The organism is Olsenella phocaeensis, assembly GCF_900120385.1.
Classification (GTDB): domain Bacteria; phylum Actinomycetota; class Coriobacteriia; order Coriobacteriales; family Atopobiaceae; genus Olsenella_I; species Olsenella_I phocaeensis.
This window is the reverse complement of the sequence record NZ_LT635494.1, coordinates 1,287,902-1,312,874: the sequence shown is the minus strand read 5'-3', so window position 1 is coordinate 1,312,874 and position 24,973 is coordinate 1,287,902. Positions and strand designations below refer to the sequence as shown.

Here is a 24,973-nt window from a genome sequence, read left to right as displayed (position 1 = left end):
CAACGCCAGGGGGTGCGCTCCCTGGCTCAGGGTGACTAGTCGCAGCTCACGCGTCCCTGACTCTGTTGTGGTCCTCGGCTCTCGCGCGGGTTCCAGTCAGTGAGGCCTGCGATCTCCTGCCTGTCGCGGACGATGTCCGCCAGGGTCTTGCTGTCCAGGTACTCGGCGGTGACCTTCCCGAGGTCCCGCCACACGGTGACGGTGGGACAGGTGTCGATGATGGGGCAGATCTCGCCGTTCGTGCAGTCGAGGCAGGCCACAGGCGCGAGCGAGCCCTCTGCCGCACGAAGGATCTGGCCGAGGGTGTACTCCTCGGGTCGCTTGCTCAGGCGGTATCCACCGCCCTTGCCGCGAAGGCTCTGCACGTAGCCCACCTTGTGCATGCGTGACACCACCTGCTCGAGGTACTTGCGCGAGATGTTCTGCCTGCGGGAGACGTCGCCCAGCGACACCCACCCGTCGTGCATGGCAAGGTCCGCCATGGCTCGCAGGGCGTACTTGCCCCTGGTGGAGAACATGCCAGCCATCCGTGCCTACCCCCTCTCGCCCCTGCCGCCTACCGTGGTCGTCCTATGTGCATGTGGGTGCGCGGGATGGGGACGTGGTGGTCCTCTCCCCAGGCGCCTGCCCTCGTCTAGTCGTTCGCCCCGTCGTGCTCGTGCGTGTGGAAGGGAACGTCCACGCTGGCCTCCTCGCTCCCGGCCTCGAGCATCTCCTCGAGCGTGCGCCAGGCGAGCTCGGCGCACTTGACGCGTGCGGGCATGTGCGAGATGTCCCTGAGCGAGGCGGCCTCGTCCAGCTGCGCGAGCGTGTCGGCGTCGGTCTCCTCGCCGCGCACCATGCGACCGAACAGCTTGCAGAGCCCGATGGCCTCCTGGGGGGTCTTGTCCACCACGAGGTCGCTCATCATGTCCGCGGAGGCCTGGCTGATGGCGCAGCCGTGGCCCTGGTAGGCCGCCTCCTCTATCGTGCCGTCGTCCCCCAGGCGGACGTAGAAGGTGAGCTCGTCGCCGCAGGAGGGGTTCACGCCCTCGTGGGTGAGGGTGGCGTCCTCCAGCGGGTACTTGTAGTCGGGATGGGACACGTGGTCCATGAACTGCGCGTTGTAGAGGGACGCGACGTTCGCGTTAGCCATTGAAGACCTGCCAAACCGTCTTGAGGCCGTCGACCAGGCGGTCGATGTCCTGCTTGTCGTTATAGAACGCCACGCTCGCGCGGCAGGTGCTGCCCATGGCCACGTCGAGGTAGGAGAGGAGGGGCTGGGCGCAGTGGTGCCCGGCCCTGATGCAGACGCCCGACCCGTCCAGGATGGAGGCCACGTCGTGTGGGTGGACGCCACGTACGTTGAATGCGACGGCACCGACGTGGCGGAAGCCGTCCTCGGGGCCTATGACGTCGACGAAGTCGAGGGCTGCCAGGCTCTCGGTCAGGTAGGCGGAGAGGAGCCTCTCTCGCGCCTCCAGGGCGGCGAAGCCCTTGGACTCGAGGTAGCCCAGGCCCGCGTCGAAGGCGTAGCTGCCCGCCGCGTCCTGCGTGCCCGCCTCGAACTTCTGTGGGACGGGCGCCCAGACCGCGTCCGTCTCGCTCACGGAGTCGATCATCTCGCCTCCCGTGAGGAAGGGGGGCATCTGGTCGAGGAGGGCGGCCTTGCCCCAGAGGACCCCGATGCCCATGGGGCCACCCATCTTGTGGGCGCTGAAGGCCAGGAGGTCGCAACCCAGCTCGCGGACGTCCACCTTGAGGTGCGGGACGCTCTGCGCCCCGTCGACCACCATGTGGGCGCCCATCTGGTGGGCGCGCGCGGAGATGGCGGGAATGTCGTTCTGCACGCCCAGTACGTTGGAGACCTGCGTCACCGAGACGATCTTCGCCTTGGGGCCGACCTTCGCCTCGAGCTCCTCCTGAGTGATGCGGAAGTCGTCGTCGAGCCTCAGGTAGACGAGGCGGGCGCCCGTCTGGGCGCAGACCTGCTGCCAGGGGATGATGTTGGAGTGGTGCTCCATGATCGAGACGACGACCTCGTCGCCCTCGTGCAGGACGCTCCTGCCCAGGGTCTGGGCGACGAGGTTGAGCGACTCCGAGGCGTTGCGGGTGAAGACCACCTCGCTGCCCTGGGGCCTTCCCTCGTCGTCCACCGCGCCGATGAAGCGGGCTATGTGGTCGCGCGCGCCCTCGATGGCCTGGGTCGCCTCGACCGACAGGCCGTAGAGCCCGCGCAGCGGGTTGGCGTTCATCTCCTCGTAGAAGCGCCTCTGTGCGTCGAGCACGGCTGCCGGCCGCTGGGAGGTGGCGGCGCTGTCGAGGAAGCAGATCTCGGGATGCTTGGCGAGCAGGGGGAAGTCATCCTTGTAGGGGTTCTCCGCGATGCTCGCGAGCTGGGATGCGTCGAGGCTCATGCGGACACCTCCCTGGCGTCGGTGGTGGCAGGCGAGAGGCCCAGGCCCTCGGCCACGTCGCGGGCGGCCTCGGGCCCGAGCAGCTGTTCCGCACGGGCGAGTGCGGCCTCGCGGGAGCTCGCCTCGGGCGCGTGGATGGCGGCGTCGTCGAAGATGGCGCGCACGAAGAGGTCGTTGACCTCCTCCTCGCTGAGGCCGCGGTCGGTGAGGTAGCCGAGCTGCTCGGCGCTGACGGAGCCGATGGAGGCGCCGTGGTTGCCCTGGACGTCGTCCTCGTCGCAGAGGATGACGGGAAGGGTCTTGTTCACGACCTCGTCGCCGCCCATGAGGACGGTCTCGGTCTCGTTGCCGCGGGCGCCCTTGGCGCCGTGCGTGAGGTCGATGGTCTCGCGCATGGCCTTGTGGGCCCTCTCGCCCAGGAAGCCCGAGGTGACGATGTCACTGCGGCTGTTGCGGCCGAGCTGGCGCACGACGTGGTTCACGTCGAGCTCGTCGGCGTCGCGCACGACGTAGCGGCAGTCGAGCTGCAGGCGCGACGACGTGCCCCCGAGCTTGGTGGCAAAGCCCATGGCCAGGCTCTTGCCCCCCAGCGCGTACTGGCGCGCCTCGATGCGGGCGCCCTCGGCGGCCTCGATGCCCACCCCCTCGAGGTGGGTGCTCCCACTGCCGGGAGCGACGACCTCAACGAGGTGGAGCCTGGAGCCCGCCTCGGCGATGACGCGGAGGAGGGAGGCGGAGTGGCCGCCCTGGCCGCGGACCGAGACCACGACGGTGGCCTCGGAGCCCTCGCGCAGCATCACGCCGGTGTCCTCGACGGCAAAACCGCTGGCGTCGACGTCCACGACGATAGGTTCCGCGCGACGCGTCCCCTGGGGGACCTCCACGTAGCGGGCGTCTCCCGCCACGGACTCGACCCAACTCACGGCCTCGTCGCCGATGCCGCACTCGAGCTGGGAGAAGATTCTAGGCAGGCGCGCGAGCACCTCTCCCTTGCGGGCGGGGGAGGGGAGCCTGAGGCTGCACCCGTTGATCCTGAGGTGGTTCCAGGTCTGCGCGGGCGGTTGGTTCACGTGCTCGACGGCCGCGTACGACGGCGCCTCGGCAATCGTCTCTGCCATTAGCCGATCGCCCCTTCCATCTCGAGCTTGATCAGGTTGTTCATCTCGACGGCGTACTCCAGCGGGAGCTCCTTCGAGACGGGGTTGGCGAACCCGTTGACCACCATGGTGCGGGCCTCGGACTCCGAGCAGCCGCGGCTCATGAGGTAGAGCACGGTGTCGTCCGAGATGCGGCCGATGGTCGCCTCGTGCCCCACCTGGGCCGTGCGGTTGCGCACGTCCATGGCGGGGATGGTGTCAGAGCGGCTGATGTCGTCCAGCATGAGCGAGGAGCAGGACACCGACGCGTTGGCCCTGTCGGCGTGGCGGCCGATCACCAGGGAGCTCCTGAAGGTGTTGATGCCGCCGTCCTTGGAAATGGACTTGGTGTCGACGGACGTCGTGCAGTCGGCGCCGTTGATGATCACCTTGCAGCCCGTGTCCAGGTCCTGCGTGGCACCGGCGAAGGTGATGCCGGTGAACTCGCAGCTCGAGCGGTCGCCCTGCAGGATGGTGGTGGGGTAGAGGTAGCTCACGTGGCTGCCGAAGGAGCCCGAGACCCACTCCATGCGCGCGTCGGAGCCGATGGTGGCGCGCTTGGTGTTGAGGTTGTACATGTTCTTGGACCAGTTCTCTATGGTGGAGTAGCGCAGGCGCGCGCCGTCCTTCACGTAGAGCTCCACGGCACCGGCGTGGAGGTTGGCCTCGTAGTACTTGGGCGCGGAGCATCCCTCGATGAAGTGCAGGTCTGCTCCGGGCTCGACCACGATGAGCGTGTGCTCGAACTGGCCGGCGCCGGAGGCGTTCAGGCGGAAGTAGCTCTGCAGGGGGTAGTCGAGCGTGACGCCCTCGGGGACGTACACGAAGGAGCCGCCCGACCACACGGCGTAGTGCAGTGCCGCGAACTTGTGGTCGCGCATGGGGATGAGCCTGCCGAAGTACTCGTGGACGACCGCCTCCCACTTGGGGTCCTGCAGCGCGTCCTCGATCGTGGTGTAGACCACCCCCTGCTTTGCGACCTCCTCGCGCATGTTGTGGTAGACGATCTCGGAGTCGTACTGGGCGCCGACGCCGGCCAGGCTCTCGCGCTCGGCCTCGGGGATGCCCAGTCGCTCGAAGGTGTCCTTGATGTCCTTGGGCACGTCGTCCCAGTCGCGGGCCTGCTTGGTCTGGGGGCTCACGTAGGTCGAGATGTGGTCCATGTCCAGGCCCGACACGTCCGGGCCCCAGTTGTCGGCCATCTTGCGCTCGTGGAAGACCTCGAGGGCCTCGAGGCGCATGTCGAGCATCCAGGCGGGCTCGCCCTTCTTTGCGCTGATGGCGCGCACGATCTCGGGCGTGAGGCCGTCGTCGTAGCGCTCGTAGCCCTCCTCGCTCTTCACGAAGTCGTAGAGGGAGCGGTCGACGTCGGAGACCTTGGAGCGGCCCCTCTCGTCCACCTCGCCCGCGTTCTGCCTCTCGCTCACCTTAGGCCTCGGCAATCTGCTCGGACTCGAAGCGGGCGAAGCCGTCGGAGTCGATCTCGTCGATGAGGGAGGCGGGGCCCTCGGCCACCAGGCGACCCTTGACCATCACGTGCGTGCGGTCGACGTCGAGCCTCTCGAGGATGCGGGTGTTGTGCGTGATCATGAGGAGCGCGCCGCCGCACTCGCTGCGGTAGGCCTCGATGCCGCGCGACACGATGGAGAGCGCGTCCACGTCCAGGCCGGAGTCCGTCTCGTCCAGGATGGCGAGCTTGGGGCGCAGGAGGAGGAGCTGCAGCATCTCGACCTTCTTCTTCTCTCCGCCCGAGAAGCCCACGTTGAGCTCGCGGGTGAGGAAGGCGTCGTCCATGTCGAGCTGCTCCGAGATCTGCGCCACGCGCTCGCGGAACCTGCGGGCGGTCATCTTGAGCTCGGGCCTCATCTGGCAGATGGTGCGCAGGAAGCTGTAGAGGGGCACGCCGGGCACCTCGACGGGCGCCTGGTATGAGAGGAAGATGCCCGCGAGGGAGCGCTTGTCGGGCAAGAGGGAGGTGACGTCCTTCCCGTCGAAGGCGATGCTGCCGGAGCTCACGCGGTAGCTGGGGTCGCCCATGATGACGTGGCCCAGCGTCGACTTGCCGGCGCCGTTGGGCCCCATGAGGACGTGGGTCTGGCCCGTGCCGACCTCGAGGTCGATGTCATGAAGGATGGGCTTGTCCTCGGTCCCGGCCGAGAGCCCGGAGATGCTGAGCAGCTGACTGGACATGGTGCCTCTCTCTGGGTGCGCGCACGCGCTGTCGTGGGCGGGACGAGCGGCCCCCGCCGCGCCGTCCCGATCCAAATCCTACTTACAGGGGGGTATTTTACCCCGTTGTGCGACATGCGGGCGCCTTGTTCGTGAAAAATCGCATGCCGCGTCGCCTCGTCGCGTCGCAGCTCGAGTCACCTTGGGCGGCATGGAGCGAACGGATGGTGTCATGCCCCGAAAAACTGCGCATTGGATTTCTTTCAGCTGATTGCGACCTGGGCAAACGCCGAACGTCTCCATAATTCGGTGCAACCGTGCGCAGTTTTTTGCGAACGCGGCGCATGGATGCCCCAGAAAGGTCCATGAGCCGGCCGCTACCGATGTCGGTCCCCGCCGGTAATATGTGGGGCTCTTTGGTGCTGGGCCCTTAGCTCCGGGCCGCGGGCTCCACCAGCTCGCGCACGACCTCGGCGATGACGCCGTCGTCGTTGGTCGAGCGGGCGTGGTAGTCGGCCTCGAGCTCGATGCCGTCGCTGGCGTTGGCTACGGCCACGCCCACCCCGGCGGCACGAATCATGGCCAGGTCGTTCAGGGAGTCCCCGCAGCCTATGGTCTGCTCTGTGCTCACGCCGAGCAGCTCCGCCAGCCTCCTGAGGCCGGCCCCCTTGTCCACGCCCTCGGGGTTGAACTCGAGGTAGCGGTGGCTCGAGAAGGTGGGCAGGGTCCCCTCCCAGAGCTCGCGCGGCATCTGGTCGAGGATGCGGTGCAGCTCGGACAGGCCGTCGGGGAGGCAGTAGAGGATCTTCGCCAGGGGCACGTCGCGCAGGAAGTCGATCGACCCCTCCCGCAGCTCCTCGTGGCCCATGTGGCCCTCGAGATAGTCCCGCTCGTCCTGCTGCAGGCGATAGGTCCACACCTTCCCGCCCAGCTCGTAGACGTGGAAGCTTAGCCCCGCCTGCTCGAGGCCGTACTCGAAGAGGGCGCGCACGCGCTCGAAGGGGAGGGAGTGCGACGAGAGCGGCGCGTCGTCCCCCACGCGGGTGATGCAGCCCCCGTTGTACGAGATGACGTAGGAGCCCTCGAGGAGGTCCGAGGGAAGCGCATGCAGGGACTCCATGATCGAGCCGTAGGCGCGCCCGGAGGAGGGGACGAAGAGGCAGCCCAGCTCGCGCAGGCGGCGCACGGCGTCGACGTTCGCCGCGGGGATGGTGTGGTCGCTCGCGAGGAAGGTGTCATCCATGTCGCTGGCAACGATCTTGTACATGCGTCCCTCCTTGTTCGGCACTGCATGGATTGTATCCCACGCCACTCACCGCGGCGGAAGGGGAGAGTCCCCCCTCGCCATTCCCGGACCTTTTCGGCCGGTGCCCGCATGCTGTTCCGAGCATTAGCAAAAACGCAAACTTATGGAGGCTCTTTGGCAGAATTGTGTATACTTGGTGAGATTGTATTGGCATGTCTGCACTAGGTCACCGGCTTGGTCGACCCACTGCGAGCCAGCAGTCCCAGCCGCACCCCGTAGCGCGGACGACGCGAAGGGAGAGGTCCTATGAGGTATCTGCTCATGGTAAGCCACGGAACGATGGCGCCTGGGGTGAAGAGCGTCATCGACATGCTGCTGGGGCCGCGCGAGGACGTGCTCGCCCACAGCATGGAGGACGGCGTCGGCGCAGATGCCTACGTCGAGGGCGTGCGGCAGACGATCGCCCCCATCAGGCCGGAGGACTCGGTCGTGGTCCTGGGAGACATCATGGGCGGCTCGCCCCTCACCAACGCCCTCAACACCCTCACCGAGGCCGGGCTCCTCGGCAACACCGTGGCCTTTGGCGGGCTCAACCTCGCCATGGCGATAGCCGCCCTCATGGGCTTCGACGACGGACTCGACGATGCCGCGCTCAAGGCGAGCATCCTGAACGACGGTAAGGAGGCGGTCAGGGAGATTCAGCTGCAGGTCGAGGACGAGGACGAGGACGACCTGTAGGCAATGCAGGCAGACAAGAGGAGTGGAAATGATTTCGTTCGTTCGCATTGACGACCGCATGATCCACGGTCAGACGGTCACGCGCTGGGCCCTCGAGCGGCCCTGCGACGGCATCATCGCCGTCAACGACGTGGCCGCGAGCAACTCCGTGCTCAAGGCCGCCTACAAGGGCGCCGCGCCAGACAAGAAGATCTTCGTCTGGACGATGGAGCACTTCCTCGAGAAGAAGGACACGGTCCTCTCCTCGGCGTCGCGCTACTTCCTCATCACGAAGAACCCCCTCGACATGAAGAGGATCCTCGTCGACGAGAAGTTCGTCCCCTCCGACGTCAAGAGCGTCGTCGTCGGACCCTGCAACGACCGTCCCGGCACCACCAAGCTGGGCAACAACCAGTCCATCACCGCCGAGGAGGCCCAGGCCTTCGAGGACATGGCCAAGGCTGGCTACGAGGTCAAGTTCGCCCTGCTTCCCGACGTGTCCATTGGTGACTGGCCCAAGTTCCGCGGCCAGTTCGACGTCCACTAGCGCTGGCGCGAACCACTACTGGGAAGGTGGGTTTGACTATGACGATCAGCATCTTCCAAGCCGTCTTGCTTGGAATCTTCGCGTGCCTCGCATCCCTTCCGGGCATGGGTGGCACGACCATCGGCAACTACACCCTGGGCCGTCCCCTCGTGGGTGGCCTCGTCGTGGGCATCATCCTGGGCAACCTGCAGCTCGGCATCATCGTCGGCGCCGCCATCCAGGTCGTCTACATCGCGCTCGTGACCCCCGGCGGGACCGTCTCGGCCGACGTGCGCGCCGTGACCTACATCGGCATCCCGCTGGCCATGCTCTCAATCTCGGCGCAGGGCCTCGACCCCTCGTCCGACGCCGCCACCGGCCTCGCCGCCGCCCTGGGCGCCGCAGTCGGCACCCTGGGAACCGTCCTCTTCTATGGCACCGCGACCCTCAACCTCGTGTGGCAGGGCATCGGCTGGAAGGCCGTCGAGGGTGGCAGGTGGGACAACATCAAGAAGACCATCCCCATGGTCGAGACGGTGCTCCCCTGGGTCTCCCACATCCTGTTCTCCTTCATCCCCACCGTGGTCATCTGCATGGCAGGCCCCACGATGGTCGACCTCATGAAGGAGTACCTCCCCATGGATGGCCTCGCGATGAAGACCCTCTTCACCGTGGGCTCGCTGCTCCCCGCAGTCGGCGTCGGCATCCTCTGCAAGCAGGTCATCACCAAGCCGCTTGACTGGGTCACCTTCGCTGTGGGCTTCCTGCTCGCCGCGGTCATGGGCTGCAACCTCATCGCGTCCGCCATCATCGCCGTCTTCTTCGCACTTATCAACTTCGAGATCCAGTCCGTCAAGACCAACCGCCCGGCTCTGGCTGCCCAGGCGGCGTCGGTCGACGACGACGATGAGGAGGACATCTAATCATGGCAGAGCTCAAGAAGACCTCCGAGTCCGCGCGCAAGGCGTCGTTCCTCCACTGGATCTACGGCAACCTGACCTGCTTCTCGCAGGAGCACATGCAGACCTTCGGCTACCTGTGGGCCATGCTTCCCATCGTCGACGAGCTGTACGAGAGCGACGACGAGAAGGTCGAGGCGCTGCGCACCTACACCACCTTCTTCAACACCGAGCCCCAGATCGGCACCATGGTTGTCGGCCTGACCGTCGGCCTCGAGGAGGCGCGCGCCAACGGCGAGCCCATGGACGCCGAGACCATCAACGGCATCCGCGCCGGACTGATGGGCCCGCTCGCGGGCCTCGGCGACTCCATCATCGTCGGCACCTTCATCCCCATCCTGCTGGGCATCGCCCTGGGCCTCTCCACCGGCGGCAACCCCCTGGGCCCGATCTTCTACATCGTCGCCTGGAACGTGCTCATGTACTTCGGCATGAAGTTCGCCTACAACCAGGGCTACTCCCTGGGCGGCTCGGCGGTCGAGGCCCTCGTCGGTCCCCAGTCCGCGGCCCTGCGCAGCTCCATCGTCATGGTGGGCACCATGGTCATCGGCGCCGTCGCGGCGACGTGGATCAACATCTCGACCTCCTTCGCGGTCGAGTTCGGCGCGGACTCCTCCTTCGCGCTTCAGAACACGCTTGACGGCATCATGCCCAAGGCCCTGAACTTCTTCTTCGTCTGGCTGTGCTGGTGGCTCATGACCAAGAAGAAGATCTCGCCGACCATCGTCATGCTGATCCTGGTCATCGTCGCACTCGTGGGCTGCATCACGATCCCTGGCATCAACACCTCCATCTTCAACCCCGGCCTCTCCTACTAGGCGCGGGCGGCTGGGAGCGCAGATGGCGAAGGCGGACGGCAGGCAGTCACGGAGGGGTGGGCGCGCTCCCGCGCGCGACGCCCTGCTCAGGGAGGCGGAGCTGCAGACCCAGGCGATCATGCGCCTGGAGACCTGGAAGCGCCTTGCCTACTCTGGCCTGGCGGTTGGTGCCATCCTCGTGGGATGGGGCTTCTACGGGGCCGGAGACAGGCGGGCGGGCGTGGCGGGAATAGCCCTCCTCGTCCTTTCCGTGCCTGCGTCAGTGGTGCTCCACCTGGGCATCCGCAACGCCAAGCGCAACGTGGACCGCATGATAGAGGCCTACGAGTCGGAGCACGGCAAGGTCCCCATCGACCCCAAGAGCTCCAGCAGGCGCTACGCGTAGCCCAGACCGATGCTTGGCAGACGGGGCGGCCCGTGACCGGAAGGTTGCGGGCTGCCCCTCTCTTCGCGGTGCGCGCCGACGCTTGGCGTAGGATGTTCCTCCGTGGAGAGGGGCGTCGCATGGCTAGGTGGCAGGCCTTTGGCAGGTTCATCGCAGGGCATATGATCTACATCGTGCCCTTCTGCCTTGCGGGAGGCATCTTCCTGCCGGGAGTGTTCTCCCGCCTCAACCCCGTGGTGCCGGCGCTGTTCGCGCTCATGACCTTCCAAGGCTCCCTCACGAGCGGCTTCGACGACCTCCTCGCCTGCCTGAGGAGGCCGCTTCCCCTCATCGTCGCCCTCCTGGTGACCTCGGTCGCCATGCCGGCGGTCGCCTGCGCGCTCGGCCAGGCGATCTTTCGGGACCCCCAGACCACCTGCGGCCTCGTGCTCGAGTACAGCGTCCCCATCGGGGTCGTCTCCATCATGTGGGTCGGCCTCTTCGAGGGGGACGTGACGCTCGGCCTGGCGACGCTCATGGCCTCCACGCTCCTCTCGCCGCTCAGCATCCCGCTCACGCTCTCCGTTCTGGTGGGCGCGACCGTGAGTATGGACCCGCTGGCCATGATGCAGGAGATGCTCCTCATGATCGCGCTGCCCGCCCTGGCCGGGATGGCCGTCAACCAGCTGAGCCACGGCTGGGGAGGCGAGGTCCTCTCGCCCGCGCTTTCCCCTGCCTGCAGGGTGATCCTCGTCCTCATCATCGCGGCGAACTCCACGGGAATATCCGACTACATGCTGCACCTGAGCCCGTGCCTGCTGGGGATCATGCTCTTCGTCGGCTGCTTCGCCAGCGCGGGGTTCGTCATCGGGCTCCTGCTGGGGAAGCTGATGGGGCTGGGGAGGCCCCAGGCGGTGACGCTCACCTTCGACTGCGGGCTGCGCAACATCAGCGCCGGTGCCGTCATCGCAGAGCGCTTCTTTGGCCCGGCCGTCATGTTTCCCGTCATGATGGGGACGCTGTTCCAGCAGTTCCTCGCCGCCGCCTTCGGTTCCCTCCTCGGGCGTCGCTTCGGTGGCGAGGGGGAGCCCTCCCCGGAGGCGTAGCCACGCCCGCGGGAATGCGTGGGAACTTCACACCTCTCCGCCACCGCTTGGATAGGATGGGGGAGTTCGCGCCCAAGGGGGCGCCCTCTGTGACGGGCGGTGGTGAATGAAGGCACGAGGCAAGAGGAAGCTCGGTGGCGTCAGTATGCGCGTCGAGGCACGACGCGCGCGCAAGAGGAGCGGTAACCGCTACCCCTTCCTCGACCTGGACTTCGACGAGGACGAGCCCCCCACCCCTGCCGAGCGGGCGCTCTATCTGCTTGCCACCGTGGCGTGCGTGGTCCTTGCCGTCATAGGGGCGATCTTCCCGGTGCTGCCCGCCATCCCCTTCTGGGTGCTCGCCGCGATATCGCTCTCGCACGCCTTCCCGTCCTTCGGGCGCTTCCTCAGGTCGACCAGGATCTACCGCTGGCTCATCGAGAAGCTCAACGAGCCCCAGGAAAAGGCGAGGCGTCCCGTCATGGCGCACCGTCGCAAGGACGTCGTAATGACGAGAATCTCGGTGGGGATGGCGCTGCTCCTGGCCTCCTCGCTCGTCCTGCCCATCGCGCGCTACGTCCGCTGGGGGCTTCGCATCGTCGTGTCGCTCGCATGGGTCGTCAGCTGGTGCTACCTCTACCTGTACGTGCGCGACCCCGAGGCTACGATCAAGGGCGGCGGGCGCTAGCGTCACGCCACCACGGGCCAACGTCCAAGGGAGGGACCCATGTCCAAGCGTGACCTGCTGGTCCTTTGCCACCCGCGCTGCTCGACCTGCAAGAGGGCCCTGGGGTGGCTCGACGACCACGGCATCCCGTACGAGCTCAGGGACATCGTGCGGGACAACCCCAGCGCGGAGGAGCTTGCCGCCTGGCATCGCCTGAGCGGCCTTCCCATCCGCAGGATCTTCAACACCAGCGGCACGCTCTACCGCGAGCAGGGCGTGAGGGCTCGGCTCAACGCCGGAATGACGGACGAGGAGTGCTACGGGCTTCTCGCCACGAGCGGCATGCTGGTGCGGAGGCCCCTCGTGGTGGGCGACGGCTTCGCGCTCGTCGGCTTTCGCGAGCGGGAGTGGGAGGGCCGCCTCCTCTAGGGATGCCTGGCACGGCCCGTGCCCGCCTTTTGTCGTGCGGGGTGCGTGGCGCGCCGACTCCATGTCCGCCCCGCCTCGTCCCTGCGCTATCCTCTGAGCTGACGTCTGCGCCACGGCAGGGTGGCGCCCGAGGGAGGGGTGTTGGCTCATGGGCATCATGAAGCGCTTGTGCCTGTTCGTGTTCTCGCTGGCCGGGCTACTCGCCCTGGCCGCGCTGGTGCTGCCCTGGTGGGGTCCCTGGACTCGCGAGGCGACGGCCCTCATGGGTGTCGACGTCTACTACTACGTCGTGGAGGGCATGGCCGCGGTCCTTGCCGGCGGTCTCCTCCTCTTCCTGCTTCGCTCCATCTTCGCCCAGCACCGTCGTCCGACGGTCGAGGTCGCGCGCGAGGGATCCGACCACGTGAGCGTGACCCGCGACGCGATCGCCTCCCAGGCAACCCACGTCATCGAGGAGGGGGACCTCCTCAGGGCCAAGAGGGTCGACGTGCGGATCGGCAGGCGCGGGAAGGTCAGCGTGGCCGCGCGCGTCCAGCCCGTGCACACGGTTGACGTGGCACAGGCCGGGTCCGACCTCCACGAGAGGCTCGCGTCCGGGCTGCGCGTCGTCTGCGGGGACAACGTCGACTCTATAGACTTGGAGTTCCTCGACGCGAGCGAGTACCAGAGCGAGCCCGAGCTCGCGGATGCCCGGGCCATCGCAGCCGAGCCGTCCCTCGAGCCGCCGGCGGAGCCCGAGCCGATGGGTGCCGTCACGGTGGCCAAGACGGACCTTGGGCAGGACGCCCTGGCGCATCGGTCTGCCGACCCCACGCCCGCCGACTCGGGCGACACGTCAGAGATCACGGTTCCCATGGGCCGCGCGGCCCATGGGAACGAGGACGCACCGTCCGTCCCGAGGGAGGGGTAGCCCATGGCAGAGAAGAGGCCACGGCTCGCAATAGAGGATGCGAGCGACGAGGAGCCGCAGGTGAAAGGTACTCCCAATGGGGAGGAGGGAGACCTCTCGCCCGAGGTGCGCACAGGCCAGGGCCCCAATGAGGAGACCTCCGCGCGCGAGCTCAGAAGTTCGCTGCGACGGATGGCAAGGGGGCACGAGCGAGCGGTCGTGGGAGGGCTCGCCGGCCTCTGCGTCGCGGTCCTCGTCTTTGCCCTGGGGCTGTGGAGGGCCCTCTTCGTCGCGCTCTGCGTGGCCGTCGGAGTGGTGGTCGGGCAGAGCCTCGATGGCGACACCCGGGCGCTCGACGCCATCAAGCGCGTCCTGAGGGGCAACCAGGGCTAACGTGACGAACCCCCATTGACCAGCACAGGCATCCGAGAGGAGACAGCCATGTCCGAACCCAAGACCCAGAAGCCCGACGCCATCGCCGAGGAGGTCGTTGACCTGGCGGGGGGAACCCCCGCAGGCGAGGCCGACGAGGCGTCCGCGCCCGTGGAGCCGATTGCCACCGAGGTCGTCCCCGCAGACGAGGGGCCGGCCGAGGGCCAGGCCGTACAGCTGGCGGGGGAGGACGAGGACCTCGACTCGGAGGACTCCCTCACCTTCTCGAACGGCGTGATCGAGAAGATCGTCGCCATCTCGATGCGCGACGTGCCCGGTGTCATTGGGATGAAGGGCGGGTGGCTCAACCGCATCCAGGACGTGCTGGGCGCCAGCGACGCGCGCAAGGGGGTGACCGTCGAGGTCACGCCGGACTCGGCCGTGCGCGTGAACATCTCGGTGCTGATCGAGTACGGCGCCTACGCGCCCCAGGTGTTCGAGGACGTCAAGCGCACCGTGGTCAAGCAGGTGACGGGCATGACGGGACTGGAGGTCGCGGGGGTCAACCTGCGCATCGAGGACGTTCTCACGCCCGAGGAGTATGCCGCCAGCAAGTCCGAGGAGTCCCGCCAGGACGCCGTTGCCGAGGCGACGGAAGAGGACGGGCGCTAGTGTCGGTCAGAAGCGCCCTTGCCACGGGCGCGGGCAGGCTCGCCCACTGGGGCCTCTCGAGCGTGCTCCACCGCAACGCCTCCCAGCTTCCAGGGAGGCTCGCCCTGGCCATAGACCCCCAGCTCATGGGGGAGCTTGCCCGCAAGGCCAGGCGCGCCTCCGTCGTCGTCTGCGGGACCAACGGCAAGACCACGACCAACAACGTGATCGCCGCGGCGCTCGAGGGGGCGGGCAACGTGGTGCTCTGCAACCGCGTCGGCGCCAACATGGCGCCCGGCGTCGTCTCGGCCCTCCTGCCCGGCAGGGAGGCCGACTTCGCGGTCATGGAGGCCGACGAGCTCTCGACCGTGCACATCCTCCCCCAGCTGAGGCCTGACTACCTCGTCCTCCTCAACCTGTTCCGGGACCAGCTCGACCGCGCGGGAGAGATAGACCGCGTCCAGGACACCATCGTCCGGGCCCTGCTCGGGTCCTCGGGCACCACCCTGGTCGTGAACGGGGACGACCCCCTGTGCGTGAGCGTTGCCATGAGGGCCGCAGCGGGCGGCACGAGGGTCCTCTCGTTTGGCATAGGGGAGGACCTTGGACTTCGCCAGGACAGGGTGCCCGAGGCGCGCTTCTGCCAGGTGTGCGGCGCGGAGCTCGAGTACCTCTACCGCAGCTATGCCCAGCTTGGTGCGTTCCGTTGTCCCAACGGCGACTTCGCGCGGCCGACGCTCGACTTCGTGGCCACCGGCGTCGAGGTCGGGCGCGAGGGGGTGTCGTTCGACGTCTCTGGTCCGGGCGTTGCCCCGGGCTCCCGCGTCAGCGCGGGCTTCGGTGGCACCTACATGGTCTACAACCTCCTGGCCGCCTTCGCCGCGACGAGCCTTCTTGGCGTGGACGTCGCCGACTTCCAGAGGACCCTCGACGGCTACCATCCCGAGAACGGCCGCCTCCAGCGCTTCGAGGTGGGCGGCAGGGAGGTCGTCCTCAACCTGGCGAAGAATCCTGCCGGGCTCAACCAGAACCTGAGCCTGCTCGAGCAGGACGAGCGCGAGAAGGCCCTCTTCGTCCTGGTGAACGACAACGCCAACGACGGGACGGACGTCTCGTGGATCTGGGACGTCGACTTCGAACGGATGGTGGAGGGCGGACGCGCGCCACTCGTCTTCGCCGGTGGCACGCGGGCGAACGACGTGCAGGTCCGCATGAAGTACGCGGGAATCGACGCCCAGGTCTGCGAGAGCGTCTCGGAGGTGGTGGGCAGGCTCTCTGGGGTGCCGACCGACCGCCCTCTCTACGTGCTGGCAAACTACTCAGCGCTCTTCCCTGCCAAGGAGGAGCTGGAAAGGCAGGGTGGGCGCCGATGAGCCATGCGCATGGCGTGCGCATCGCGCACCTCTTCCCCGAGCTCCTCAACCTCTATGGAGACTCGGGCAACATGCTCGTGCTGCGACGCCGCCTTGCCTGGCGCGGCCTTGGCTGCGGCATCACCGAGGTGCACATGGGCGACAGGCCGAGCCTCGTCGACTTCGACATGGTGTTCATAGGAGGGGGAACCGACCGCGAACAGCGCATCGTGTGCGAGCGCCTGCTCGACCAGCGTGCGGAGCTCGAGTCGTTCATCGAGGACGGCGGGGTCCTCGCGGCGGTCTGCGGTGGCTACCAGCTCCTCGGCCACAGCTACGAGATGGGGGGCGAGAAGGTCGAGGGTCTCTCGCTCGTCGACCTCGAGACGACCCGCGCCACCCCCCGGCTCATCGGCAACGTGGCGGTGCGCAGCCGCATCAGCCCCCAGCCCATCGTGGGCTACGAGAACCATGGGGGCAGGACCCACCTGGGACCCGGCGTCGAACCCCTGGGCGAGGTGGTGAGCGGCTTCGGCAACGATGGGAAGAGCGGCTTCGAAGGCTGCCTCTACAAGAACGTCGTGGGCACCTACGTGCATGGGCCGCTGCTGCCCAAGAACCCCGGGGTTGCCGACCACCTCCTCCTGCGCGCCCTGGAGCGCAGGTACGGCACGGCGGAGCTGGAGCCGCTCGACGACTCGGAGGAGCTCGCCGCCAATCAGGTGATGCTCGATCGCATGCTGGCCCACGCGACACCAAGGATGTGACCGACGGGCCGCAGGCGGATAGACGCTTGCGACACGAGGCGACGCGCCGCCGGAATCGGAATGGCGGGACGCACGCGCGGGGAGGCACGCAGGCACGTACCGACAGGACGTCCGTCGTCCCAGACGTCTGGACGGCGGCCGTCCTGCGGCTCGCGCCGTTGGTGCGTGGGGGCCTCGCATCCCGCTCGACGCATGCATTGCAGTGTAATTCGATGCAGTTTTTTCGATGGCGTGCGTGGTGACCGCAAGGGACTATCCAAGATTTCTCCCAAAGTCTGACACGATGGGAAAGCTGCTTGAGACGACAGGGCGAACCTGCGTCTACCAGCACGGACGTGATCCATGAGCGTGTGCCGGGGAAATTACGAGCAAGACTGCAGCATATACGCAACAGCCGCCCGTCGTGCACAAAAAAATGCTTGTGAGCGACGAGCATTTTTAAGGCGAGGAAAAGAAAGGTAGGAAACCCTGCCGCTTGCCAATGAATTTACGCCGCTCACCCCCTTGGCCCGTTCCGTTTGAACGTGCCGCGCAAGAGCCCTTGACCTTCCCCAAGGGGCAATCCCTAAAACGAGTCCCAATTACCGCCGAACGCATTGGTGCGGCGGCTCCTTGCCACGTGCGCAAGGAGCGGTATGTGACGAATCGATTCTGGAAGGGTGGGGGGAATGGCTGAGGGATCCACGACGGTCGCCAGCGACTCGCTGGCAGCAGAGAAGAAGAGGCAGCTCGACCAGAACTTCTTCAAGAAGGGAATCCTGGTCGCTCTGTTCTCGGGTCTTCTGTATGGCTTCTACACGGCCTTCATCACGGCCGCACAGAACACGGGAGCATGGGTGGGGTGGGCGACCACCGTCACCGCGGGAAGCTTCCTCGCCGTGTTCATCCTCCCCGCCATCGCCTCCACGCTCAACGACAGCATCAGCGCGGTCTGGGCGCTCATCATCACCGCTGCCCAGGGCAAGCTCGCCGACTTCGGTCGCACGCTCAAGACCAAGCCGNCCTGGGGGCGGAGGTCTACAGCTCCGTCGTGATCGCCCGCCCCCACCCCAGCCCCAAGAAGATCACCGACAAGTACACCGTCGAGAAGCTCCTGCCCTACTAATGGGGTGCCCATGTCTCTCATCGACAACGACCTTCTCTCCATCCAGGAGGCGCGCATCCTCCTGGAGCGTGCCGCGGACTCCGCGGAGGTCCTCGAGGGGCTCCCGGGCACGCTGGTCGACGACTTCCTCCAGCACCTGCGGGAGGGACTGCTCCCCAAGGCGGGGGAGTACGCGGAGGAAGCCTTCGCAGAGAGCGACTACTGCTCTCCCGAGGACGAGGCGGGCCTCACGAAGTGGGTCCTCACCGACCTTCTGGGGGAGGTCAGCGCCCAGACGCCCGTGCAGAGGATCGTCCGCTCCAGCAACGGCTCGGCGGAGGTCTGCCTTCCCAAGGGCGTCGTCGTCTCGCTGCTCCCCGACTGGCTCTCGGTACCCACCATGCTGAGCCAGCTCGTCATGGCGGTGCGCTCCAAGAGCCCCGTCGTGTTCTCGGCGAGCGCGCGCGTGCACGAGACCTGCGCGATGGTCATGGGAGACGTGCTCAAGATCGCCGAGTTCTGCCACTATCCCGCCGAGGCGCTCGGGTACCTGAGCATCTTCTGCCCCGAGGGCGAGGAGTGGGTCTGCTCCCAGCCCTGCGTGCGCGTGGTCATCGACTCGCGCGAGGACGGCTCGGACCCCCGGCGCTTCGACGCCGCAGGCAAGGACGTCTACTTCGCGACGCTGGGCAACAACCCCGTGTTCGTGGAGTCCACGGCAGACCTGAGCGCCTGCGCGGACGAGGTGGTGCTGGGCAAGTCGTACTGCTACGGCATGCTCCCTGGAGCCGAGCAGAGCGTCGTGGTGGAGCGCGCCGTCGACACACGCTTCCAGGAAGAGCTGCGCCGTCGCGGCTGCCACTTCCTGAGCGACGAGGAGGCGGAGCGGCTCGTCTCGTCCCTCTTCATGCCCGACGGCCGCCCCTACCGCGAGCTCATCGGCAAGAGCGCCTTCGACCTCGCCCGTCGGGCTGACGTCGAGGTCCCCGAGTCCACCAAGGTCCTGGTCGTGGAGAGGCCCTACGTGAGCGAGGGGAGCCTCTTCTCGAGGGCGAAGTTCGGGCCCGTGCTCTCGTACTTCGTCGAGGACGACTGGCGCCACGCCTGCGAGAAGTGCATAGAGCTGATCCTGGGCAGCGGGAGCGGGAACGCCCTCGCCATCTTCTCGAAGGACCCAGAGGTCATTCGCCAGTTCATCCTCAAGAAGCCCGTCGGCAGGGTCCTCGTGAACGTGAGCACCGCGCTGGGATGCATCGGCTGCCACAGCGACCTTCCCAAGACGCTCACGGTGACGGGCTGGAACAGTGCCACCACGTCCAGGCTCGGCGTCACCTACGAGGACTTCGTACGAAGGCGCCAGGTGGGCATATCGGGCGGGGAGGCCGAGCGGGCCCTTCTCGACAAGGCGGGGTCATGCGACCACACGCCCGTCGTCATCAAGGTTCGCCTTCCCGACCCCGACGGGCCGGGCGGAACGCGGCGGGAGGTCGCCGCAGGGTCAGGCAAGGAGCCGCAGGACTGGTTCTCTGGCGTGGTGCAAGCAATGAAGAACGATTTCGTGGAGGAGTGAGAATGGACATCAAGGAGTTCGCGAAGGAGCTTTCCGAGGCGACCAAGGACATGTCTGACGAGCAGCGCGCCACCGTTCGCCGCATGTTCGAGAAGGTGGCCGACCAGCTCGAGGTGCCGCTGTCCGAGGGGCACGCGGCCACTGCCGGCTCGCACGATCCCTACGACGTGCCCGACGGCCCCACCGACCGCCAGCTTCGCCTGAAGGACAACTTCCTCAAGCAGGTCCCCACCATCACCATGCACCGCGCCCGCGCGGTCACCGAGACCATGAAGGCCAACCCGGGCATGCCCAAGATCGAGCTGCGCGCCAAGGCCTTCCGCCGCTGCTGCGAGACCGCCCCTCTGGTCATCCAGGACGACGAGCTCGTGGTGGGAGCTCCCTGCGGCGCGCCGCGAGCGGGCGCGTTCTCGCCCGACCTCGCCTGGCGCTGGCTGCGCGACGAGCTCGACACCATCGGTGACCGCCCCCAGGACCCCTTCTACATCTCGGAGGAGGACAAGCAGTATTGCCGCGAGGTCCTCTTCCCCTTCTGGGAGGGCAAGTCCCAGGACGAGGTCTGCGAGGACCAGTACCGCGAGGCGGGGGTGTGGGAGCTCTCCGGCGAGTCCTTCGTCTCTGACTGCTCCTACCACGCCATGAGCGGCGGCGGCGACTCCAACCCCGGCTATGACGTCATCCTCATGAAGAAGGGCATGATCGACATCCAGAACGAGGCGAAGGAGCATCTCGCCCATCTGGACTACGCCAACCCCGACGACCTCGACAAGATCTACTTCTACAAGTCGGTCATCGACACCACCGAGGGCGTCATGACTTACGCCAAGCGCATGAGCGACTACGCCCACGAGCTTGCCTCCGCCTGCCACGACGCCAAGCGCAAGGCCGAGCTCGAGCAGATCTCGACGATCCTCTCGCACGTTCCCGCCCACAAGCCCAGCACCTTCTGGGAGGCGGTGCAGTCCGTCTTCGTCATCGAGAGCCTGCTTCCGGTCGAGGAGAACCAGACCGGCATGTCACTCGGCCGCGTCGACCAGTACATGTATCCCTTCTACAAGGCTGACATCGAGGCGGGACGCCTCACCCCGTACCAGGCCTTCGACATCGCCGGCTGCATGCTCATCAAGATGAGCGAGATGATGTGGGTCACCTCTCGCGGGCAGTCCGAGTTCTTCGCCGGCTACCAGCCCTTCGTCAACATGACGCTGGGCGGAGTCACCCGCCAGGGGCACGACGCCACCAACGAGCTCACCTACGTCCTCATGGACGCCGTGCGCCACGTGAAGGTCTACCAGCCCTCCATCGCCTGCCGCATCCACAACAAGTCGCCCGAGAAGTACATGCGCAAGATCGTCGACATCGTGCGCTCCGGCATGGGCTTCCCCGCCTGTCACTTCGACGACACCCACATCAAGATGATGCTCGCCAAGGGCGTCTCGGTCGAGGACGCGCGCGACTACTGTATGATGGGCTGCGTCGAGCCGCAGAAGTCCGGCCGCCTCTACCAGTGGACCTCCACCTCCTACACCCAGTGGCCCATCTGCATCGAGCTCACGCTCAACCACGGCGTCCCCCTGTGGTACGGCAAGCAGGTCACGCCAGACCTCGGCGACCCCTCGCAGTACAAGACCTTCGAGGAGTTCGACGAGGCGGTCAAGAAGACCATCTACTACGTGACCAAGTGGACCGACGTCGCCACAGTCATCTCGCAGCGCGTCGCGCGCGACGTGGCTCCCAAGCCCCTCATGTCCATCATGTACGAGGGCTGTATGGAGAGCGGCAAGGACGTCTCGTCCGGTGGCGCCATGTACAACTACGGCCCCGGCGTCGTGTGGACGGGCCTTGCGACCTATGCCGACTCCATGGCGGCAATCAAGAAGCTCGTGTTCGACGACCACAAGTACACCCTCGGCGAGCTCTTCGAGGGGCTCAAGGCAGACTTCGCGGGCTTCGAGCAGATGAGGCAGGACTGCCTGGACGCCCCCAAGTACGGCAACGACGACGACTACGCCGACAGCATCGCGGCCGACATCATCGACTACACCGAGCGCATCCACCTCGACTTCAAGACGCTGTACTCGCACATGTCCACGGGCACCCTCTCCATCTCCAACAACACGCCCTTCGGCGAGATGACCGGCGCCACCGCGAACGGCCGCAACGCATGGACCCCGCTGTCCGACGGCATCAGCCCCACCCAGGGCGCCGACCACAAGGGCCCCACCGCCATCATCAAGTCCGTCTCCAAGCTCTCCAACGACTCCATGAACATCGGCATGGTGCACAACTTCAAACTCATGAGCGGACTACTCGACACTCCCGAGGGCGAGAACGGTCTCATCACGCTGCTGCGCACCGCCTCCATGTTCGGAAACGGAGAGATGCAGTTCAACTACCTGGACAACAAGACGCTCATCGACGCCCAGCAGCATCCCGAGAAGCACCGCGACCTCGTGGTCCGCGTCGCGGGGTACTCCGCCTTCTTCAACGAGCTCTGCAAGGACGTCCAGGACGAGATCATCAGCCGCACGATGCTCACCAGGTTCTAGGAGCCAAGGTTCGCCAATCAGGCCAGCCGCACGCCGCGGCACGTCAGGGAGAAGGGAGAGACCGCAATGAGCCATGAGCAGGGAAGCGTGGAGCGCAAGGCACGCGTCTTCAACCTTCAGAAGTACAACATGTACGACGGGCCCGGCGTGCGGTCCATGGCCTTCCTCAAGGGTTGTCCCCTGCGCTGCAAGTGGTGTTCGAACCCAGAGAGCCAGCTGCGCGCGCACGAGGTCATGTTCAAGAGCGCCAACTGCGCCAACTGCGGCGCCTGCGTCGCCGTCTGCCCCGTCGGAGTGCACAAGATGGTCGACGGATCGCACGTCGTCGACCACGGGGTGCAGTGCATCGGCTGCCGCCAGTGCGAGCGTGCCTGCATGTACAGCGCCCTGCAGGTCATGGGCGACGACAGGTCGGTGGACGAGATCGTGGAGTTCTTCGACGAGGACAAGGACTTCTACAGGATGTCGGGCGGCGGCATCACCCTCTCGGGCGGAGAGGTGCTCGCCCAGAGCGAGGCCACGCTCGCCATCCTCATGGCCTCCAAGGCCCGCGGCTACCACACCGCCATCGAGACCTGCGGATACGCGCCTACGGAGACCATCCTCAAGGTCGCCCGCTATGTTGACCTCTTCCTCTTCGACATCAAGCAGATGGACCCGGTCAAGCACAAGTTCTGGACGGGCGTCAACAACGAGCAGATCCTCTCGAACGTGAGGGAGCTCCTCGAGAACGGCTTCAACGTCCGCGTGCGCATGCCCCTGCTCAAGGGGGTGAACGACTCCAAGGAGGAGGTCGACGCGGTGATCGCCTTCTTCAAGCCCTATCGCTACCAGAAGAACTTCGACGGCGTCGACCTCCTCCCGTACCACAAGCTGGGCGTTGGGAAGTACGCGTCGCTCGGCCGCGACTACGAGATCAAGGACGACCCGTCGCTCACGGACGAGGACCTCAACCGCGTGGAGTCTTGGATCGAGGACGCCGACTTCAAGGTGAACCTCGTGAGGCACTAGCCCAAAGGAACGTATGCCCCGGAGTCTGGGGCCGAAGGCACAGGGAGGAGGAAGAAATGCACTACGTGACCGAGGACGAGCTCCGCAAGGCGTTTGCCGCCGCCCCCTTCGGGCGCTATGAGCTGCCCGAGGGCTCTCGCCTCACTCCGGGAGCACGGCAGTTCCTGATCGACTTCAGGATCGCCTTCGGGCCGGAGGCGTCGCCGCGCGCCGAGGCTGGCTCCGTCGGGGCTCCGAGGGGCACAGAGGACGGCTGCGAGCTTGGCGCGCTCGTGCACGACGCGAACCTCCTGGGGGCGGGGCTGCGACTCCTCGCCCGCAGGTCCCTGGGGGTCGACAACTCCGTGGCCCGCGAGGCGGAGTCCCTGGGACGACGCTGGCAGGTGGCGGGGTCGCCCCAGGACCTGGTCCTCGGCGGGGAAGGGGATGCGACCGCCCCGGAGCTGCCGCCCCAGGCCCCGGCTCCCCCCTTCGACGCCGGCGTGCATCCCGTCTACTTCGAGATGTCGTGCGCGCATGCCCAGCTGGGCCGCTTCGCCCACGCGTGGGGGCGGGCCCAGGAGGGGGCGGGGCCGCAGGAGGCACGGGTCATAGCCGCCTGGCTGAGGGAGCTGTCAGGGATGTGCGAGACGCTGCGGGCGTCCGTGGAGCGAGCGGGAAGGGAGGTGTAGCCAATGTCAGACTTCGATGCGGCAAACAGGAGGCTGGAGGAGCTGCTCTCCTGCGTGGACGAGCCCAGGGCCCCTCGGGCCGGCAAGCGCCTCTACTGTGGGCTTGACCTGGGAACCGCCTTCATCGTGCTCGTCGTCCTGGACGAGGACGGCGGCCCCGTCGACTGCAAGTACCAGTTCGCCGGCGTGGTGCGTGACGGCATGGTGGTCGACTACGTCGGCGCCTGCGACATAGCGCGGGGCCTCAAGGAGCAGGTCGAGTCCGAGCTGGGAGTTGAGCTGGGGGAGTGCGCGGTGGCCATCCCTCCCCAGACCGAGTCGCTGGACGGAGGCGTCGTGCGAAACGTCGCAGAGAGCTGCGGCCTCGAGTGCACGGCCGTCTTCGACGAGCCCACGGCGGCAAACCTCCTCCTGGGCGTGCAGAACGGCGCCGTCGTCGACATCGGAGGCGGGACCACGGGCATCTCGGTCTTCAGGGATGGGGAGGTCGTGAGGTGCGTTGACGAGTCCACGGGAGGAACCCACTTCTCCCTCGTGCTCGCGGGCGCCAAGGGCATGAGCTTCGATGACGCGGAGCTGTACAAGAGGGCTCCCGAGCACCACGCGGAGGTCCTTCCCATCGTTGCTCCCACCATCGACAAGGTGACCACCATCATCCAGCGCGCCTGCGAGGACTACGACGTTCCCGAGGTCGTCCTGGTGGGTGGCACCGCCGAGCTCTCCGGCATCGAGGGGCGTGTGGCGAGCCGCCTGGGCATGGAGGTCCACAAGCCCAGCCACCCCATGTTCGTCACCCCCATGGGCATCGCGCTCGGCTGCGCGCTCAAGGCAAGGGAGCGCCGGGATGCTTGACGTGAGGGTCATCAGGGCCCCCGCCGAGGGGACCATGCAGATCATCCGCCAGAGGAGCGGCGCCCGCTGGGGCGAGGACTTCCGTCCGGCGGCGGTGGGGCTGGTGCAGGGCAAGCTCATCGAGATGGTGGTCGCGAGTGACATCGCCGAGAAGACGGCGGGGGTGACCGTGACCGACGTGAGGGGCTCCTGCCCGCAGAACATGGTGATGCTCGCCATCGCGGGCGAGACGGCGGAGGTCATGGAATGCCTGGAGAAGATCCGCGGCGGAGGTGACGGCACCCATGATCGTCGGTAGGCTCGTCGGCTCGATTTGGGCCACCCGCAAGTACGACGAACTCAGCGGCATGAAGCTCATGCGCGTCGAGGTGCTTGCGGGAGGGGAGGTGGGCTCCCAGCTCATCTGCGTGGACACGATCAGCGCAGGGGTGGGGGATAGGGTCATAGTCACCACCGGTGCGGCCGCCTACCACTTCGTGAGGGACGAGTTCCAGAGGAACGCGCCGGTCGACGCGGTAATCGTAGGGATCATCGACGAAGACGTGAGTCTTTAGGGAAGGGAGGAAAGGATGAAGAGGCTGATCAGCGCTCGGGAGGTCGTGGCTGCGGCGGAGCGCCACGAGAACCTCGTCGTGGACGAGAACACCATCGTGACCGCCCAGGCGCGCGACGTCGCAAGGGAGAGGGGCGAGA

Annotated in this window: 27 protein-coding genes; 20 read left to right on the top strand and 7 right to left on the bottom strand. The window is 66.8% G+C overall.

Annotated elements, in window-relative coordinates; translation table 11 throughout:
• Positions 1-35: 35 nt before the first annotated feature.
• The 7 genes from BQ7388_RS06305 to BQ7388_RS06275 form a co-directional block, all read right to left on the bottom strand.
• Positions 36-518 (bottom strand): RrF2 family transcriptional regulator, encoded by a 483-nt coding sequence (locus BQ7388_RS06305; RefSeq protein ID WP_369750392.1) that lies wholly within the window; start codon positions 516-518, stop codon positions 36-38.
• Between the two features lie 116 nt (positions 519-634).
• Positions 635-1,135: a Fe-S cluster assembly sulfur transfer protein SufU gene (gene sufU, locus BQ7388_RS06300; RefSeq protein WP_072500039.1), complete on the bottom strand. Its 501-nt coding sequence runs from the start codon at positions 1,133-1,135 to the stop codon at positions 635-637.
• The gene (locus tag BQ7388_RS06295) at positions 1,128-2,396 is read right to left on the bottom strand and encodes an aminotransferase class V-fold PLP-dependent enzyme (protein ID WP_072500038.1); all 1,269 of its coding nucleotides are present in this window, start codon (positions 2,394-2,396) and stop codon (positions 1,128-1,130) included. Before BQ7388_RS06295 ends, sufU begins: the two co-directional genes overlap by 8 nt.
• Positions 2,393-3,514: a SufB/SufD family protein gene (locus BQ7388_RS06290; RefSeq protein ID WP_072500037.1), complete on the bottom strand. Its 1,122-nt coding sequence runs from the start codon at positions 3,512-3,514 to the stop codon at positions 2,393-2,395. The genes BQ7388_RS06295 and BQ7388_RS06290 overlap by 4 nt, the downstream gene beginning before the upstream one ends.
• Entirely contained in the window at positions 3,514-4,932 is a 1,419-nt protein-coding gene (sufB, locus tag BQ7388_RS06285) for a Fe-S cluster assembly protein SufB (protein ID WP_072500477.1), read from the bottom strand. The genes BQ7388_RS06290 and sufB overlap by 1 nt, the downstream gene beginning before the upstream one ends.
• Positions 4,933-4,960: 28 nt before the next feature.
• Positions 4,961-5,722: a Fe-S cluster assembly ATPase SufC gene (gene sufC, locus BQ7388_RS06280; RefSeq protein WP_072500036.1), complete on the bottom strand. Its 762-nt coding sequence runs from the start codon at positions 5,720-5,722 to the stop codon at positions 4,961-4,963.
• Positions 5,723-6,131: 409 nt separating this feature from the next.
• Positions 6,132-6,968, bottom strand: coding sequence for a Cof-type HAD-IIB family hydrolase (locus BQ7388_RS06275; RefSeq protein ID WP_072500035.1), 837 nt, complete (start codon positions 6,966-6,968; stop codon positions 6,132-6,134).
• Between the two features lie 285 nt (positions 6,969-7,253).
• Between BQ7388_RS06275 and BQ7388_RS06270 the strand changes: the two genes are divergently transcribed.
• The 20 genes from BQ7388_RS06270 (at position 7,254) to BQ7388_RS06165 (ending at position 24,834) form a co-directional block, all read left to right on the top strand.
• Positions 7,254-7,685, top strand: coding sequence for a PTS sugar transporter subunit IIA (locus BQ7388_RS06270; RefSeq protein ID WP_072500034.1), 432 nt, complete (start codon positions 7,254-7,256; stop codon positions 7,683-7,685).
• 28 nt (positions 7,686-7,713) lie between these two features.
• Positions 7,714-8,211: a PTS sugar transporter subunit IIB gene (locus BQ7388_RS06265; RefSeq protein ID WP_009278944.1), complete on the top strand. Its 498-nt coding sequence runs from the start codon at positions 7,714-7,716 to the stop codon at positions 8,209-8,211.
• A gap of 38 nt (positions 8,212-8,249) precedes the next feature.
• Positions 8,250-9,113, top strand: a complete 864-nt coding sequence (locus BQ7388_RS06260) for a PTS mannose/fructose/sorbose/N-acetylgalactosamine transporter subunit IIC (protein WP_062530887.1) — start codon at positions 8,250-8,252, stop codon at positions 9,111-9,113.
• Positions 9,114-9,115: 2 nt separating this feature from the next.
• Positions 9,116-9,967, top strand: a complete 852-nt coding sequence (locus BQ7388_RS06255) for a PTS system mannose/fructose/sorbose family transporter subunit IID (protein ID WP_062530889.1) — start codon at positions 9,116-9,118, stop codon at positions 9,965-9,967.
• Between the two features lie 22 nt (positions 9,968-9,989).
• Positions 9,990-10,352, top strand: coding sequence for a hypothetical protein (locus BQ7388_RS06250; protein WP_062530890.1), 363 nt, complete (start codon positions 9,990-9,992; stop codon positions 10,350-10,352).
• 119 nt (positions 10,353-10,471) lie between these two features.
• Positions 10,472-11,437, top strand: a complete 966-nt coding sequence (locus BQ7388_RS06245; RefSeq protein WP_072500033.1) for a bile acid:sodium symporter family protein — start codon at positions 10,472-10,474, stop codon at positions 11,435-11,437.
• 145 nt (positions 11,438-11,582) lie between these two features.
• A complete protein-coding gene (locus BQ7388_RS06240) occupies positions 11,583-12,104 on the top strand; it encodes a DUF454 family protein (RefSeq protein ID WP_159430801.1) in 522 nt (173 codons plus the stop codon).
• A 39-nt stretch (positions 12,105-12,143) separates the two neighbouring features.
• A complete protein-coding gene (locus tag BQ7388_RS06235; RefSeq protein ID WP_072500032.1) occupies positions 12,144-12,512 on the top strand; it encodes an arsenate reductase family protein in 369 nt (122 codons plus the stop codon).
• Positions 12,513-12,660: 148 nt separating this feature from the next.
• Positions 12,661-13,422, top strand: coding sequence for an alkaline shock response membrane anchor protein AmaP (gene amaP, locus BQ7388_RS11970; protein WP_072500031.1), 762 nt, complete (start codon positions 12,661-12,663; stop codon positions 13,420-13,422).
• 3 nt (positions 13,423-13,425) lie between these two features.
• Positions 13,426-13,794: a DUF2273 domain-containing protein gene (locus BQ7388_RS12975; RefSeq protein WP_009278952.1), complete on the top strand. Its 369-nt coding sequence runs from the start codon at positions 13,426-13,428 to the stop codon at positions 13,792-13,794.
• Positions 13,795-13,842: 48 nt separating this feature from the next.
• Positions 13,843-14,445 carry an Asp23/Gls24 family envelope stress response protein gene (locus BQ7388_RS06220; RefSeq protein ID WP_407668481.1) on the top strand — a complete coding sequence of 201 codons (603 nt, stop codon included), beginning with the start codon at positions 13,843-13,845 and terminating at the stop codon, positions 14,443-14,445.
• Positions 14,445-15,797, top strand: a complete 1,353-nt coding sequence (locus tag BQ7388_RS06215) for a MurT ligase domain-containing protein (RefSeq protein ID WP_072500030.1) — start codon at positions 14,445-14,447, stop codon at positions 15,795-15,797. Before BQ7388_RS06220 ends, BQ7388_RS06215 begins: the two co-directional genes overlap by 1 nt.
• Positions 15,794-16,543, top strand: coding sequence for a type 1 glutamine amidotransferase (locus tag BQ7388_RS06210; protein WP_062530903.1), 750 nt, complete (start codon positions 15,794-15,796; stop codon positions 16,541-16,543). The genes BQ7388_RS06215 and BQ7388_RS06210 overlap by 4 nt, the downstream gene beginning before the upstream one ends.
• Before the next feature lie 1,115 nt (positions 16,544-17,658).
• Positions 17,659-19,197: an aldehyde dehydrogenase family protein gene (locus tag BQ7388_RS06195; RefSeq protein ID WP_062530910.1), complete on the top strand. Its 1,539-nt coding sequence runs from the start codon at positions 17,659-17,661 to the stop codon at positions 19,195-19,197.
• 2 nt (positions 19,198-19,199) lie between these two features.
• Complete coding sequence (gene cutC / locus BQ7388_RS06190) at positions 19,200-21,746, top strand: choline trimethylamine-lyase (protein ID WP_062530912.1); 2,547 nt, start codon at positions 19,200-19,202, stop codon at positions 21,744-21,746.
• Between the two features lie 66 nt (positions 21,747-21,812).
• A complete protein-coding gene (gene cutD / locus BQ7388_RS06185; protein ID WP_072500029.1) occupies positions 21,813-22,757 on the top strand; it encodes a choline TMA-lyase-activating enzyme in 945 nt (314 codons plus the stop codon).
• Positions 22,758-22,813: 56 nt separating this feature from the next.
• A complete protein-coding gene (locus tag BQ7388_RS06180; RefSeq protein ID WP_072500028.1) occupies positions 22,814-23,428 on the top strand; it encodes a hypothetical protein in 615 nt (204 codons plus the stop codon).
• A 3-nt stretch (positions 23,429-23,431) separates the two neighbouring features.
• A complete protein-coding gene (eutJ, locus tag BQ7388_RS06175) occupies positions 23,432-24,280 on the top strand; it encodes an ethanolamine utilization protein EutJ (RefSeq protein WP_072500027.1) in 849 nt (282 codons plus the stop codon).
• The gene (locus BQ7388_RS06170; RefSeq protein WP_062530919.1) at positions 24,273-24,578 is read left to right on the top strand and encodes a BMC domain-containing protein; all 306 of its coding nucleotides are present in this window, start codon (positions 24,273-24,275) and stop codon (positions 24,576-24,578) included. Before eutJ ends, BQ7388_RS06170 begins: the two co-directional genes overlap by 8 nt.
• Entirely contained in the window at positions 24,565-24,834 is a 270-nt protein-coding gene (locus tag BQ7388_RS06165) for a EutN/CcmL family microcompartment protein (RefSeq protein ID WP_062530921.1), read from the top strand. Before BQ7388_RS06170 ends, BQ7388_RS06165 begins: the two co-directional genes overlap by 14 nt.
• The last annotated feature ends 139 nt before the right edge of the window (positions 24,835-24,973 follow it).